This window comes from Micromonospora alfalfae, assembly GCF_022230925.1.
Taxonomy (GTDB): Bacteria; Actinomycetota; Actinomycetes; order Mycobacteriales; family Micromonosporaceae; genus Micromonospora; species Micromonospora alfalfae.
In genome coordinates this window covers 196,477-210,740 of sequence record NZ_JAKKFH010000009.1, presented here as the reverse complement: position 1 = coordinate 210,740, position 14,264 = coordinate 196,477, and the positions used below count along the sequence as shown (strand labels likewise).

Below are 14,264 nucleotides of genomic sequence, written 5' to 3'. Positions count from 1 at the left end.
TCCCTGCCGGGCATCGACTCCCTACGCTGGACGCGTGACACTGATCGCGACCCAGTCGCTCACCAAGACGTACGGAGGTCGGGTCACCGCGTTGGCCGACCTCACCGTCGCCGTCGAGCCCGGGATCATCGGCCTGGTGGGCGCGAACGGCGCCGGTAAATCCACCTTGATCAAGATTCTGCTCGGCCTGATCGCACCGACCAGCGGTCAGGTCTCGGTGCTCGGCATCGACCCGACCGCAGACCCGGCGGCTGTCCGCAGCCGGGTCGGCTACATGCCGGAACACGACTGCCTCCCACCGGACCTGTCCGCCGCCGAACTGGTCACCCACCTCGGTCGGATGAGCGGGCTGCCCCGCACCGCGGCTCGCGAGCGGGCCTCGGAGGCGTTGCGGCACGTGGGGCTCTACGAGGAGCGCTATCGCCCGGTCGGCGGCTACTCGACCGGTATGAAGCAGCGCGTCAAGCTGGCCCAGGCGCTGGTGCACGACCCCGACCTGCTGTTGCTGGACGAACCGACGAACGGCCTCGACCCGGCCGGCCGCGACGCCATGCTGGCCCTGGTACACCGGATCGGCACCGAGTTCGGCATCTCCGTGCTGGTCTGTTCGCACCTGCTCGGCGAGGTGGAGCGGATCTGCGACACGCTGATCGCCATCGACGGCGGCCGGTTGCTGCGCGCCGACAACATCTCCGCGATGACCTCTGCCACCGACGTGCTCGCCGTGGAGGTCAGCGAGGGCACCGAGGAACTGGCCGCCCGGCTCGCCGAGCTGAAACTGCCTGTCGCCCGGGACGGGCGACTGCTGCTCGTGCCGCTCGCCGACGACGACACCTACGACCTGATCCTCGGTGCGGTCGCCGAACTGGACCTGCCACTGCACCGACTCGACCAGCGCCGGCACCGGGTGGCCGAACTCTTCGCCACGAGGGAGCTCACTCATGCCTGAGCCGTCCACCACCGCCGTGCGCGCCACGCCGACAGGCGTCATCCACGACATCGGCTACCAACGCTACGAAGGTCCGAGGCTCGGTCGCCGGCAGGTCTTCGGCGCGCTCTACCTGCACGGTCTGCGGACCGCGTTCGGTCTCGGGCGCAGCGCCAAGGCCAAGATCTTCCCGTGGCTGGTGGTCGGCATCGTCGCCCTGGTCGCGGTGGCCCTGGCCGCGGTACGCAGCCAGATCGGCGAGCCGGTCGCCACGTACGCCCAGTTCGCCGACGCGATGAGCTGGCTTGTCATCTTCTTCGTCGCGGTCGTCGCCCCGGAGCTGGTCTCCCGGGACCTGCGCAGCGGTGTGCTGCCGCTGTACTTCTCCCGGCCGCTGCCGCGCTCCGACTACGCGCTGGCCAAGCTGCTGGCGCTGGTCACCGCCCTCTGGCTGTTGCTCGGCGGGCCGCAGCTGCTGATGTTCCTGGGTGCCGCCTTCACCACCAAGCAGGGCATGCGCGGGGTGTGGAACGAGCTGCTCGACCTGCTGCCCGGGCTGCTCTACGCCGGGCTGTGGGCTGTGGTCTTCGCCTCGGTCGGGCTGCTGGTCGCCTCGCTGACCGGCAAGCGTGCCTTCGCCGCCGGTGGGGTGGTGGCGGTCTTCCTGATGACCACCCCGATCGTCGGGGTGCTGAGCATCCTGCCGTCGCGCGCCGCCAACGAGCTGGCCGGGCTCGCCTCGCCCTCCACGCTGGTGCAGGGGGTGGGCATCTGGTCGCTGGGTGACCTGCTGGTCGAGGGCGATCCGGGCGAGATGATGATCGGCGGGTTCGGCCCGGTCTACGCCCTGGCCGCGGTGCTGTTGGTCGCCGGCGCGACAGCCCTCCTGCTGGCCCGCTACCGGAAGGTCGCCTCCTGATGAGCACGCTGAGCCTGACCGGGGTGTCCCGGTGGTACGGCAACGTGGTCGCGGTCAACGACATCAGCATGGCCCTGGGGCCTGGCGTGACCGGGCTGCTCGGCCCGAACGGCGCCGGCAAGACCACCCTGCTGCACATGATGGCCGGGTTCCTCGCCCCGTCGCGCGGCACTGTCACCCTCGACGACGAGCCGACCTGGCGCAACCCTGACGTCTACCGGCGGCTGGGGCTGGTCAGCGAACGGGAGGCGGTGCAGGGTTTCCTCACCGCGTACGAGTTCGTGCTGGCCAGCGCGAAGCTGCACCGACTGCCCGACCCGGCGGCCGCGGCCCGACGGGCGATCGACCTGGTGGAGCTGGAGTCGGCGCAGGACCGCCGGATCGGCACGTACTCCAAGGGCATGCGTCAGCGTGCCCGGGTGGCCGCCGCGCTGGTGCACGACCCGCAGGTGCTGCTGCTCGACGAGCCGTTCAACGGCATGGACCCGCGCCAACGGCTGCACATGATGCAGCTGCTGCACACCCTGGGTGACGCCGGCCGGACGATCCTGTTCAGCTCGCACATCCTGGAGGAGGTCGAACAGGTCTCCGGAACGGTGCAGGTGATGGTGGCCGGCCGGTTGGCCGCCTCCGGCGACTTCCGGACCATCCGCCGGTTGATGACCAACCGCCCGCACGTCTTCGCGGTGCGCTCCACCGACGACCGGGCGCTGGCCGTCGCGCTGATCGCGGAGGCGTCGGTGAGCGGGGTCGAGTTGGACCCGACCGGCTTGACAGTGCGGGCCGGTGACTACGGCGCGTTCACCCGGGCGCTGCCTCGGATCGCGCTGAACAAGGGCATCCGGGTACGCCAGCTGGTGCCGTCCGACGAGTCCCTGGAGAGCGTCTTCTCCTACCTGGTGGAGGCCTGACATGTCGACAGTTACCTGGATCACCGCGCGCGGTTTGTTCGGCCGACGTCGGTTCCTGCTGCTGCTACCGCTGCCGTTGGTGCTGCTCGGGCTGGCCGTGCTGTGCCGGTCGCTGGGGGTGGACCCGGGCGAGTGGGGGCCGCCGGTGCTTGTCGGTCTAGGGCTGGCCGTGGTGCTGCCGGTGGTTGCGCTGATCATCGGCACGGGCGTGTTGGGCGCCGAGATCGACGACGGCACCGTGGTGCACATCCTGACCAAGCCGCTGCCGCGCTGGCAGATCGTGCTGCCGAAGCTCGCTGTGGCCGCCGGGGTCAGCGCGGCCACCGTCGCGGTGCCGCTCTACGTCGCGGGCGTGCTCGCCGACTCGGTACGCCTCGGGCTGGCGCTGGCGGTCGCGGCGGCGCTCGGCGCGCTCGCGTACTCGGCGTTGTTCCTCGCGCTCAGCCTGGTCACCAGGCGGCCGGTGCTGCTCGGGCTGGTCTACGTGCTGATCTGGGAGGGGCTGCTGGGCAACTTCGTCAGCGGCACCAAGGTGCTCTCCATCCAGCAGTACGTGATCGCCCTCGCCGACCGGATCGCCCCCACCGGGCTGCTGGAGACGAGCGTGTCGGTGCCGGTGGCGTCGGTGATGACCGCGCTGGTCAGCGTCGGCTTCACAGTGCTCGCCATCGACCGCCTGCGCTCGTTCAGCGTGGCCGGCGAGACGAGCTGACAGCGGTGCGAGACGCCGTTCCGGCCAGCCCCCGCGTGGCGGTAGGGCTGGCCGGATGGACCGGGCGGGCCACCTCGGGCCAGGCTGGTGGGCGTGAGCGTCGAAGCGGAGCGGACGTCGTTGGCTGAGCCATACTCCCGGAGCAGCCGGCCGTGGCTGACCAGCCTGGCCGTTGCCGGGCTGGCCTGTGCCACTGTCGCCACTGCGGCTCAGGGCAGCGGCCAGTTCCACTGGTGGGCGGTGTTCATCCTGATCCCGGCCGCGTTGATCGCGGCCAGCGGTGGGCCGTTGCTGGCTCGCGGCGGCGGCCGGGCCTTCGGCGGGTACATGCTCGCCTGCGTCGGCACGATGGTGTTCGCGGTCGGCGCGCTGCTGATGTTCGGCGTGATGGGGCGAGGTTGGCCGCTCATGGTGGTGCTGCCCTGCCTGGCGGTGGCCGGCACCTACGGCTGGCGTGCGGCCCACCCGCTGGCCCGGGGCCTGCACCGGGCGGTGGCCCTGCTCGCGCTGACCGGAGCGCTGCTCGGCGTGACCCTGCAACTGATCCGGGTGGACCTGATCCACCTGGAGACCGGTTGGTGGGGCGCGTTCCTGATGCTGGCCGGGGCCATCGTGCTGGGCAACGCGGGCGAGTTGACCCGACACCGGATGCCGTACCGCCTCCAGGCGATCACCCTGCTGGTGGGGCCCTCCGTGATCGCGTTCCTGCTCGGGCTGCGTTTCCTGCGCGGCTGGTGAGCCGCCGGTCCGCCGCCGCCCGCTCGGGCGGCGGCGGACCCGGGTCAGAAGGCGCAGGCGATGACCAACTCCGGGGTACGGTCCGGGAGCAGGTCGAGTTTGCCGATCCGGCCGGCCGCCCGTAGGTCGTCGGCGACCAGTGTGAGCTGCTCCAGCAGCGCCGCCGGGCCGAGCGCCTCCGCCAACGGCACCTCCGCCTTCATCGACAGCTTCCGCTCCGACTTGGCCCGTCGCACCTGGCTCAACGCGTCACCGGCGAGCCGCAGTAGCGCCGGCTCACCCGAGCCCTCGATCGTGCGGGCCACCTCGTAGGTGGTGGGCCACGGCGCCTGGTGCACCGAGCCGTACCGCCACCACGACCAGACCTCCTCGGTCACGTACGGCAGCACCGGGGCGAACAACCGCAGCTGGACCGACAGCGCCGAGGCCAGCGCGGCCCGTGCGGAGTCGGCCGCCGCGCCGGTGCCGTAGGCCCGTTCCTTGACCAGCTCGATGTAGTCGTCGCAGAACCGCCAGAAGAACGCCTCGGTGACCTGCAGGGCCGCCGTGTGGTCGTACGAGTCGAAGGCGGTGCCCGCTGCGGTGACCACTGTTGCCAGCTCGGCGAGCATGGCCCGGTCCAGTGGTGTTGTCGCCGGGGCGCGCAGCGCGTCCGCCGCGCCCAGCCCGAGCGCGAACTTGGACGCGTTGAGCAGTTTGGTGGCCAGTCGCCGGCCGACCTTGATCTGCGCCGGGTCGAAGGCCAGGTCCATGCCGGGTTTGCCGCTGGCCGCCCAGTAGCGCACCGCGTCCGAGCCGTGCTGCTCCAGCAGGGCCAGCGGGGTGACCACGTTCCCCTTGGACTTGGCCATCTTCTTGTGGTCCGGGTCGAGGATCCAGCCCGAGAGCACCGTGTCCCGCCAGGGCAGCACCCCGTGCTCGAAGTGCGAACGGACCACGCTGTCGAAGAGCCAGGTCCGGATGATCTCCTGCCCCTGCGGGCGGAGGTCCATCGGGAAGACCCTGGCGAACAGGTCCGGGTCGGTCTCCCAGCCACCGACGATCTGCGGGGTCACCGAGGACGTGGCCCAGGTGTCCAGCACGTCCGGGTCGCCGATGAAGCCGCCCGGCCGGCCGCGTTGCGACTCGTCGTAACCGGGTGCCGGATCGCTGGATGGATCGACCGGCAGCGCCGACTCGTCCGGCGTGAGAGGGTGGGACCAGTCCGGCTCGCCAGTGTCGTCGAGCCGGTACCACACGGGAACCGGCACGCCGAAGAAGCGTTGACGGCTGACCAGCCAGTCCCCGTTGAGGCCGCCCACCCAGTTGTCGTAGCGGTGTTTCATGTGCGCCGGCACCCAGTGCAGCTGCTCGCCCCTGCCCAGCAGCGTGGCTCGCAGCGCCTCGTCCCGGCCGCCGTTGCGCAGATACCACTGTCGAGTCGAGACGATCTCCAGGGGGCGATCGCCGCGTTCGTAGAACTTGACCGGGTGGGTGATCGGGCGCGGCTCGCCGATCAGGTCACCGGTGTCGGCCAGCATCCCGACGATCTCCCGGCGGGCGCCGTTGACGGTCTGCCCGGCCAGCGCCGCGTACGGCTGGGTCGGCACGCCGTGCGGCGGCTCGGGGAGCAACCGACCGTCCCGGCCGATCACCACCCGGGTGTCCAACCCCAGCTCACGCCACCAGGTCACGTCGGTCAGGTCACCGAAGGTGCAGACCATCGCGACGCCGGTGCCCTTGCCGGGTTCGGCGAGGGGATGGGCGTACACCGGCACCTCGACGTCGAACAGCGGGCTGCGCACGGTGCCGCCCACCAGGTCGGCGTACCGCTCGTCGTCGGGGTGACAGACCAGCGCCACACAGGCCGGCAGCAGCTCGGGCCGGGTGGTGTCGATGAACACCTCACGCCCGTCGGCCGCGGTGAACCGCAGCCGGTGGTAGGCGCCGGGGCGCTCCCGGTCCTCCAACTCCGCCTGGGCGACAGCGGTGGCGAAGCCGACATCCCAGAGGGTCGGCGCCTCCGACTGGTACGCCTCGCCGCGGCGCAGGTTGCGGACGAACGCCCGTTGGCTGGTGGTCCGGGCGATCCGGCCGATCGTCGTGTACGTCAGGGACCAGTCCACCGAGAGCCCGAGCCGCCGCCACAGCGCCTCGAAGGCCTGCTCGTCGGTGACCGTCAGCCGTTCGCACAGTTCGATGAAGTTGCGCCGGGAGATCGGGGTGGGGTTGCGGCGGGCCGCGTCGTCGACCGGAGCCGCCGGTGGCCGCCACACCGGGTCGTACGGCAGCGCCGGATCGCAGCGCACCCCGTACACGTTCTGTGCCCGACGCTCGGTGGGCAGGCCGTTGTCGTCCCAGCCCATCGGGTAGAAGACGGCCTTGCCGCGCATCCGCTGGTACCGGGCTGTGGTGTCGGTGTGCGTGTACGAGAAGACGTGCCCCATGTGCAACTCGCCCGATACGGTCGGCGGCGGGGTGTCGATCGAGAACACGTCGCTGCGCTGCTTCGAGCGGTCGAACGCGTACGTGCCTTCCTCCTGCCAGCGGCGTGCCCAGCTCTCCTCGAGCCCGTCCAGTGTCGGACGCTCGGGAACGCCGGCGCGGGCCGTCCTCGCCGTGTCGGTCATCTTGCGATCGTAGGCACCTGCCGGGTGCGGGGCGACGTAGTTGCGACGGAACACACCGGCCGGCGGTTGTGGCCGCGACGGGGCGACCCGGCTAGATCAGCGAGTCACGCCACTGGCGGTGCAGGGCGGCGTACCTGCCATCGGCCTCGGCAAGAACAGTGGGCGGGCCGTCCTCGACGACAGTTCCGCCGTCGAGGACGAGCACCCGGTCGGCTGTCTCCACCGTGGAGAGTCGGTGGGCGATCACCAGTGCGGTGCGGTCGCGCAGGATGGTGCCGAGTGCCCGCTGCACAAGGCGTTCCGTCGGCACGTCCAGCGACGACGTCGCCTCGTCCAGGATGAGCACTGTCGGGTCGGCCAGGAACGCGCGGGCGAACGCGACCAGTTGCCGCTGCCCGGCGGAGAGCCGGCCGCCGCGCCGGTGCACCTGAGTGGCGTACCCCTCGGGTAGTGCGGCGATGAAGTCGTGCGCGCCGATCGCCCGCGCGGCGGCCTGGACGGCGTCGTCGTCGGCCCCCGGGCGACCGAACCGGATGTTCTCCGCGACGGTCCCGCTGAAGAGGTGGTTCTCCTGCGTCACCAGCACCACCGCGCGGCGCAGGTCCGCGTCGCGTACGTCGCGCAGGTCGACCCCGTCCAGCCGGACCGTGCCGGTGTCGGGGTCGTGGAACCGGGCGACCAGCTTCGCGATAGTCGACTTGCCCGCCCCGGTGGGGCCGATCAGCGCCACTGTCTGCCCGGCCGGCACTGTCAACTCCAGCCGGCAGAGGATCGGGGTGTCGGCCCGGTAGCCGAAGCCGACCGCGCAGAAGACCAGTTCCCCACGGCCGGGACCGGTCGGCAGCGGTGTGGGCCGGGCCGGTTCGGCGACGGCCGGTCGTTCGTCGAGCACCCCGGCCAGCTTCTCGAGTGCGGCGGTGGCCGACTGCAACGAGTTGTAGAACTGGCTCAGCTCCTGCATCGGCTCGAAGAAGCGGCGCAGGTAGAGCAGGAACGCGGCGAGCACACCGATCTCGGTCTGCCCGCCGAGCACCCGCCAGCCGCCGTAGCAGAGCACCACCGCCACTGTGACGTTGCCGATCAGCTTGATCGCGGGCGAGTACGTGGCGATCAGCCGGAACGCGTGCAGACTGCTCCGCCGGTAGTCGTCGCCGAGCGCCACGAAGATTCGTTGGTTGCGAGGCTCCCGGCGGAACGCCTGCACCGCCCGGATGCCCCGCATCGACTCGACGAAGTGCACGATGACCAGCGCGACCGCGTCCCGGGTCCGTCGGTACGCGCTGGCCGACGACCTGGCGAACCAGCGGGAGAGCCAGAAGAGGAAAGGGAAGGCGAACAGCGTCACGGCAGCCAGCGGCAGGTCCAGCCAGAGCAGGATGGCGGCCACCGACAGGATCGAGAGCCCGGCCAGCACCAGGCTGTCGATCCCCCCGTCGACCAGCTCGGCGATCGAGTCCAGGTCGCTGGTGAGCCGGGAGACCATCCGGCCGGACGTGTACCGCTCGTGGAAGCCCACCGACAGCCGCAGGAAGTGCCCGAACACCCGCTGCCGCAGGTCGAGCAGGACGGCCTGGCCGATCCGGGCGGAGAGGGTGAGGAAGCCGCGGCGGGCCGCGTACTCGGTCACCGCGGCCACCGCGAACGCCCCGGCGACGGCGACCAGCGGGCCGGCGTCGCCGGCGCGCAACGGCGCGATGGTCCGGTCGATGCCGATCATGACCAGGTACGGGCCGGCCATCGCGGCGGCGTTCTGGGCCAGCAGCAGGGCGACCGCCGCGGCGAGACGCTTCCGATGCGGGCGGAGCAGGTCACGCAGCAGGGCGCGGCTGAGCCGGCGTAGCCGGGCCACCGCCTCGGGGCTGGTGTCCTCGGCTCGACTCCGGTCGGCCTCCGGATCGGTGGCTGTTCCGCGCCAGCGGGTGAGCTCGGGTTCCTCCTCGGGAGGTGGGTCGGCTTGCTCCGGCACGCTCACGAGCGCACCAGCCCCCACCCGTCCGAAGGGGACGAACTGGGGTCGCTGGCCCCAGCCGTTGGTGGATGCCCGGCGGGCGGCTCGGCGGCGAGCAGTGCCCGGTACGCCGGGACGGTGGCCAGCAGGTCGGAGTGCCGGCCGGTCGCGGTGATCCGTCCGTCCTCCAGCAGGGCGACCCGGTCGGCCAGCGCGATCGTCGACGGCCGGTGCACCACCAGCAGCGCGGTGCTGTCGCGCAGGACCCGCCGTAGCGCCGCTTCGACGAGGGCCTCGGTGTGCACGTCGAGAGCGGAGAGCGGGTCGTCCAGCACCAGCACCGCCGGTCGGCCGAGCACGGCCCTCGCCAGCGCGAGCCGTTGTCGTTGCCCGCCGGAGAGGGACAACCCCTGCTCGCCGACCCGGGTCGCCAACCCCCACGGCAGGTCGTACGCGAAGTCGGCCTGGGCCAGCGCGAGGGCTGCGCGGATCTCGTCGTCACCGGCGTCCGGGCGACCCAGTGTGAGGTTCTCCCGCACCGACATGGAGAAGAGTGTCGGCTCCTCGAACGCCACCCCGACCAGCCGGCGCAGCGAGGCCAGCCGCAGCTCGCGCAGGTCGTGCCCGTCGAGGGTGATCCGGCCGGTGGTCACCTCGTGCAGCCGGGGCACCAGGGAGAGCAGCGTGCTCTTGCCCGAGCCGGTGGCGCCGACCAGTGCCAGCGTCTCGCCCGGCTCGATGGTCAGGTCGATCTCGCGCAGCACCCCAGTGGTGGCACCCGGGTAGCTGAAGCCGACCCGCTCGAAGCGCAGCCGACCGTGCACCGCGTCACGTGTCAACGCGACAGCGCCGGGAGAATCCACTATCTGCGGTGGAGTGTCCAGCACCTCCTGGATCCGGTCGGCGGCGGTGGCCGCCTCCTGACCGTTGGCGATGATCCAACCGAGCGACTGCACCGGCCAGATGAGCATCAGTTGGAGGCTGACGAACGCGACAAGCTCGCCGATGGTGAGCGCGCCGTGCGCGACGGCGGCCGCCCCGGCCGCCAGCACCACGCCCAGTGTCACGTTGGGCACCAGGTCGAGCAGCGCCGACGTGTTCGCCAGCAGCCGCCCCTTGCCGACGCCCGTGTCGTGCAGCCGCCGGGCCGCACCGGCGAAGCGAGCGGCCAGCTCGGGCCCCCGCCCGTGCGCCTTCATGGTGCGCAGGCCCTGCGCGGTCTCCTCGACCAGCGTCGCCACGTCGCCCTGCTGATCCTGCATCCGGCGGGACGCGGCGTGGTAGTGCCGGCCGAACCGGCGACTGATCAGCAGCAGCGGCACCGCGCTGGCCGCGACCAGCACCCCGAGCGCCGGGTGCAGGTTGATCAGCAGCAGCACCACCACCACGTACGTGGTCAGGTTGAGCACCAGGAAGAAGACGCCGAAGGAGAGGAACCGGCGGATCACCGACAGGTCACTGGTGATCCGGGAGAGCAACTGGCCGGACTGCCAGCGGTCGTGGAAGCTGGTTGGCAGCCGTTGCAGGTGGGCGTAGACGTCGGCGCGCAGCGCCGCCTCCATGCCCACCGCCGACGACGACTGCACCCACCGTCGGATGAAGATGAGCACCGCCTCGACGACGCCGAGCAGCAGGGCCAGGCCGCCGAGCTGGAGCAGCCCGGCCGGTTCGTGTCGGGCCACCGGCCCGTCCACGACCCGCTGCACGACAAGTGGTACGGCGATCCCGGCCGCGGTGCCGGCGAGCCCCGCGACGAGCAGCCAGGCGAACTCGGCGGCGTACGGGCGCAGGTAGGGGCGCAGCCGCCAGAGGTTGTGCACGGGGTGGGTGCCCGCGGCGGCCCGGGCGGCCGGGTCGCCGTCGCTCTCCACAGGCACTACCAGACGGTAGCGTCAATGACTGTCGATGTTCCTGTCAGCTTGTTGTCAAGCGCCGCTCATGACCGAGAAGCCACTTCTTCACGTCCAGCCCCCAGCGGTAGCCACCGAGCGTGCCGTCGGTGCGAAGAACCCGGTGGCAGGGCACGAAGAGGGCTGCCGCGTTCCGGGCGCAGGCGGCCGCTGCGGCTCGGACCGCCGGTGGGCGACCGGCCAGCGCGGCGTACCCGGTGTAGGTGACCGGGGTGCCGGGCGGCACCTCGCGCAGCACCTGCCAGGCGTGCGCCATGAACTCTCCACCGGTGCGTTGACGGACCGGCACCGCGTCGATGGCGGCGAGGTCACCGTCCAGGTAGGAGTGGACGGCCGCACTGACCGGGCCGAGGTCGGCCCGCTCCCGTAGCGGTGCCCGCAGGGCCGGGTGGATCAGGGGCGGCAGCGCCGCCGGGTCCGCTGTGAAGCCGGCTGCCAGTACGTCACCGTCGGGGCCGGCGAGGATGCTCAGTGGGCCGGCCGGTGTGCTCAGTACGGTGCTGTCGATGTTCATGCCGCTCTCCAGAGTCTGATCGTGGCGTAGGACCTCCAGGGACGCCACCGTTCGGCGTACCTGTCGAGGGTTGGCGGGGTGTCGGGCAGGCCGAGCGCGGCGGCGCCGCGCCGGACCGCGAGGTCGGAGCTGAGGAGGACGTCCGGGTCGCCGTAGGCGCGCATGGCCAGGTAGTTGGCGGTCCATGGGCCGATGCCGGGCAGCGCGAGCAGCCGCCGGACGGCGTCCTCCCGATCCACCCCGGGAGCGAGGTCCACCGTCCCGTCGCTGACGGCCCGAGCCAGCCCTCGCAGCGCCTCCCGCCGCCCCACCGGCATCCCGAACGCTGAATCCGGCAGGCCCAAAAGCTCCTCCGCCCCCAGAAACCCCCGCAGCTCGCCCGGTTGATCATGAAGTTGTTGCTCCGACACGCCGGTGCCGGTGGCAACAACTTCATGATCAACGCGAGCGTGCGCGGTGAGGAGGCGGTTGAGGGTTGTTCTTGCGGAGGTGACCGAGACCTGTTGGCCGATGATGGCGCGGACGGCCTGCTCGAAGCCGTCGACGGCGCGGGGGACGCGGATGCCGGGTTCGGCGGCGATCGCCGGGGCCAGCGCCGGGTCGGCGGCCAGCGTGGCGTCGATGGCCACCGGGTCCGCGTCCAGATCGAGCAACCGGCGGCAGCGGGCCACCGCCGGCGCCAGGTCGCGCAGGTCGGCGAGCCGCAACGTCGCCGCCACGTGCCCGTCCGTCGGGGTCAGCGCCACCTGGCCGGTGCCGTGCGGCAACCGCAGACCCCTGTGGTACGTCCCGTCGTGGACCGCCTCCACGCCGGGCAACGCCCGTACCGCGAGGAAGTCCAGCAGAGCCCGGGCGTGCAGCGGCGGGCGGTACGCCAGCCGGAGCGCGATGGTCCCCGCCCCGGCCGGTGCCTGCTGGCGGCCACGGGCCGTGCGCAGGTCCGACGGGGCGCTCGCGTACACCTCGCGAAGCGTGTCGTTGAACTGCCGCACGCTGCCGAAGCCGGCGGCGAACGCGATTTCGGCCATCGCCAGGTCGGTCGTCTCGATCAGGATCCGGGCGGTCTGGGCGCGCTGGGCCCGGGCCAGCGCGAGCGGCCCGGCGCCCATCTCGGCGCTCAGCATCCGGTGCAGGTGCCGCTCGGTGTAGCCCAGCCGGGAGGCCAACCCCGGTACGCCGTCCCTGTCGACGACCCCGTCGGCGATCAGCCGCATCGCCCGACCGACCACGTCAGCGCGGACGTCCCAGAGCGGTGAGCCGGGCGCGGCGTCCGGCCGGCAGCGGCGGCAGGCGCGCAGCCCGGCGCCCTGCGCGGCGGCGGCGGACGGGAAGAACCGGACGTTGTGCCGCTTCGGTGTGATCGCCGGGCAGGACGGCCGGCAGTAGATCCCGGTGGACGTCACACCGGTGTAGAACCAGCCGTCGAACCGCTGGTCACGGCTGTCCACGGCCCGGTAACACCGCTCGAAGTCCATCTCCATGTCACCGATGATGCCCCGCGCGGCCGGTCATCGGCTGGCGGGAATCGGACCTGGGTGTGCGGGCTCGAAGAGGCTGGGTCAACGGGGGCGTCGACGGCGCCGGTGTGGCTGGCCGGATCGGCTGGGCTGTGCGACGCGGTTTGGCTGTGCGGCGCGGTTCGGCTGTGGGGCGCGGTTCGGCTGACCGGTCAGCAGGGCCGATCGGAACACACCGTCCGGGTCGTACCGCTTCCACAGCCGCCGGACCCGGGCCCCGGTCTCGCCCGGGTAGATCCGGGCGAACGCGGCCGGATCGGGCCGGCTCTCGAAGTTGACGTACGCGCCGTCGGCGCGTGCCCCGGCGGCCCGCCACGCGGCGTTCAACGCGGCGTCGGCCTGCGGCGGAAACACCGAGGCCACGATCAGCGTCTCCTGGTGGCGATGCGGGTACGCGGTGGCGTCGGAGGCGACGTCGTTGACCGCCCCGCCCAACGAGCGGAGCTGGATCACCGCCCGCCCCGGCCCGGTCACCGCTCGCGTCACCGCCCGTGCCCCGGCGTCGTCCAGCGTGGTGAACAGACCGTTTGTGGTAGTGCCACGCTGCTGCCCGACGTTGGGGTTGAGGTGCGCGGTCGGCACCAGCGTCGGGTACGGCAGCAGGTCGGTCCGGTGTTCGAGCACCTTGCCGATGGCAAGCAGCGGTTCCACCGCCGGTCGGGCCCGGCGCAGGCTCTCGGCGGCGACCACGGCCGTGATGGACATGAGGACCGATCGACCCTCGGCGTACACCACGGCGGCTGCGGACAGTTCCCGTGGCGCCTGGGCGAGGTAGCTCGTCCACTCCCGGACGGTGCGACCGTCCGGATGCGCCTCGACGACCAGCTGCGCGACGCCGACGTTGCGCTGCTCGACCGCCTCGATCTCGAAGGCCACCACGATGCCCGCGCCGGCACCGGCGCCACGGACCAGCCAGAACAGCTCCGGCTCGTGGTCGGCGTCGGCGCGTACCAGCGTCCCGTCCGCCAGCACCACCTCGACGGCGCGGACCCGGTCGATGGTGAGGCCGTGGGCGCGGACCAGCCAGCCCACACCGCCGCCGGTGGCCAGGCCGCCGACGCCGACGCCGCCGTAGTCACCCGAGCTGATCACCAGGCCGTACGGCGCGAGCGCCTTCGCCACGTTCGCCCAGCGCGCGCCGGCCTCGACCCGGACCAGCCCGGCCCGCTCGTCGATCACCTGGACCCGGTCGAGCATGGACAGGTCGATGACCACCCCGCCGTTGTTGGACGAGGCTCCGGAGAGGCCGTGCCCGCCGCTGCGGACCGCGATGGGCAGCCGCTGCTCCCGCGCGTAGCGCAGCGCGTCGACCACCTGCGCGGTGGTCTTCGGCAGCAGGACCGCGGCCGGTGACGCCGACCTGGTGTACGTCGAGCGCAGTTGCGCGTACCGGCGGTCGCCGGGGGTGACGATCTGCCCCCGGAGGGAGTCGGGCACCCGGGCCATGGCGGTGCTCATCGTTGCCCCCGCAGCTCGCACCTCGGGTGTCCGGGATCGGTCATGGCCCAAGAATGAGCGGGCATGCCGGCCTCGACAAATTCGGTGGAGCGGTGCCCGC

General features: G+C 72.1%; 11 protein-coding genes. 5 read left to right on the top strand and 6 right to left on the bottom strand.

The window, feature by feature from the left end; translation table 11 throughout:
- The first annotated feature begins 34 nt into the window (after positions 1 to 34).
- From MED01_RS10480 to MED01_RS10460, 5 genes are all read left to right on the top strand, one after another.
- The gene (locus tag MED01_RS10480) at positions 35 to 949 is read left to right on the top strand and encodes an ABC transporter ATP-binding protein (protein WP_238668316.1); all 915 of its coding nucleotides are present in this window, start codon (positions 35 to 37) and stop codon (positions 947 to 949) included.
- Positions 942 to 1,847, top strand: a complete 906-nt coding sequence (locus MED01_RS10475; protein ID WP_238668315.1) for an ABC transporter permease — start codon at positions 942 to 944, stop codon at positions 1,845 to 1,847. The genes MED01_RS10480 and MED01_RS10475 overlap by 8 nt, the downstream gene beginning before the upstream one ends.
- The gene (locus MED01_RS10470; protein ID WP_091406310.1) at positions 1,847 to 2,758 is read left to right on the top strand and encodes an ABC transporter ATP-binding protein; all 912 of its coding nucleotides are present in this window, start codon (positions 1,847 to 1,849) and stop codon (positions 2,756 to 2,758) included. The genes MED01_RS10475 and MED01_RS10470 overlap by 1 nt, the downstream gene beginning before the upstream one ends.
- A gap of 1 nt (position 2,759) precedes the next feature.
- Positions 2,760 to 3,470 carry an ABC transporter permease gene (locus MED01_RS10465; RefSeq protein ID WP_238668314.1) on the top strand — a complete coding sequence of 237 codons (711 nt, stop codon included), beginning with the start codon at positions 2,760 to 2,762 and terminating at the stop codon, positions 3,468 to 3,470.
- A 93-nt stretch (positions 3,471 to 3,563) separates the two neighbouring features.
- The gene (locus MED01_RS10460) at positions 3,564 to 4,208 is read left to right on the top strand and encodes a hypothetical protein (protein WP_238668313.1); all 645 of its coding nucleotides are present in this window, start codon (positions 3,564 to 3,566) and stop codon (positions 4,206 to 4,208) included.
- 44 nt (positions 4,209 to 4,252) lie between these two features.
- Here the strand turns inward: MED01_RS10460 and valS are convergent, their stop codons facing one another.
- The 6 genes from valS to MED01_RS10430 all read right to left on the bottom strand — a co-directional run bounded on the left by valS (position 4,253) and on the right by MED01_RS10430 (position 14,164).
- Complete coding sequence (gene valS, locus MED01_RS10455; RefSeq protein ID WP_238668312.1) at positions 4,253 to 6,817, bottom strand: valine--tRNA ligase; 2,565 nt, start codon at positions 6,815 to 6,817, stop codon at positions 4,253 to 4,255.
- Positions 6,818 to 6,908: 91 nt separating this feature from the next.
- A complete protein-coding gene (locus tag MED01_RS10450; protein WP_238668311.1) occupies positions 6,909 to 8,789 on the bottom strand; it encodes an ABC transporter ATP-binding protein in 1,881 nt (626 codons plus the stop codon).
- Positions 8,786 to 10,642: an ABC transporter ATP-binding protein gene (locus MED01_RS10445; protein WP_238668310.1), complete on the bottom strand. Its 1,857-nt coding sequence runs from the start codon at positions 10,640 to 10,642 to the stop codon at positions 8,786 to 8,788. The genes MED01_RS10450 and MED01_RS10445 overlap by 4 nt, the downstream gene beginning before the upstream one ends.
- A gap of 37 nt (positions 10,643 to 10,679) precedes the next feature.
- Positions 10,680 to 11,189 carry a methylated-DNA--[protein]-cysteine S-methyltransferase gene (locus MED01_RS10440; RefSeq protein WP_238668309.1) on the bottom strand — a complete coding sequence of 170 codons (510 nt, stop codon included), beginning with the start codon at positions 11,187 to 11,189 and terminating at the stop codon, positions 10,680 to 10,682.
- Entirely contained in the window at positions 11,186 to 12,670 is a 1,485-nt protein-coding gene (locus MED01_RS10435; protein WP_238668308.1) for a DNA-3-methyladenine glycosylase 2 family protein, read from the bottom strand. Before MED01_RS10435 ends, MED01_RS10440 begins: the two co-directional genes overlap by 4 nt.
- A gap of 78 nt (positions 12,671 to 12,748) precedes the next feature.
- On the bottom strand, positions 12,749 to 14,164 hold the full coding sequence (locus MED01_RS10430; protein WP_238668307.1) for an FAD-binding oxidoreductase: 1,416 nt from the start codon (positions 14,162 to 14,164) through the stop codon (positions 12,749 to 12,751).
- Positions 14,165 to 14,264 lie beyond the last annotated feature (100 nt).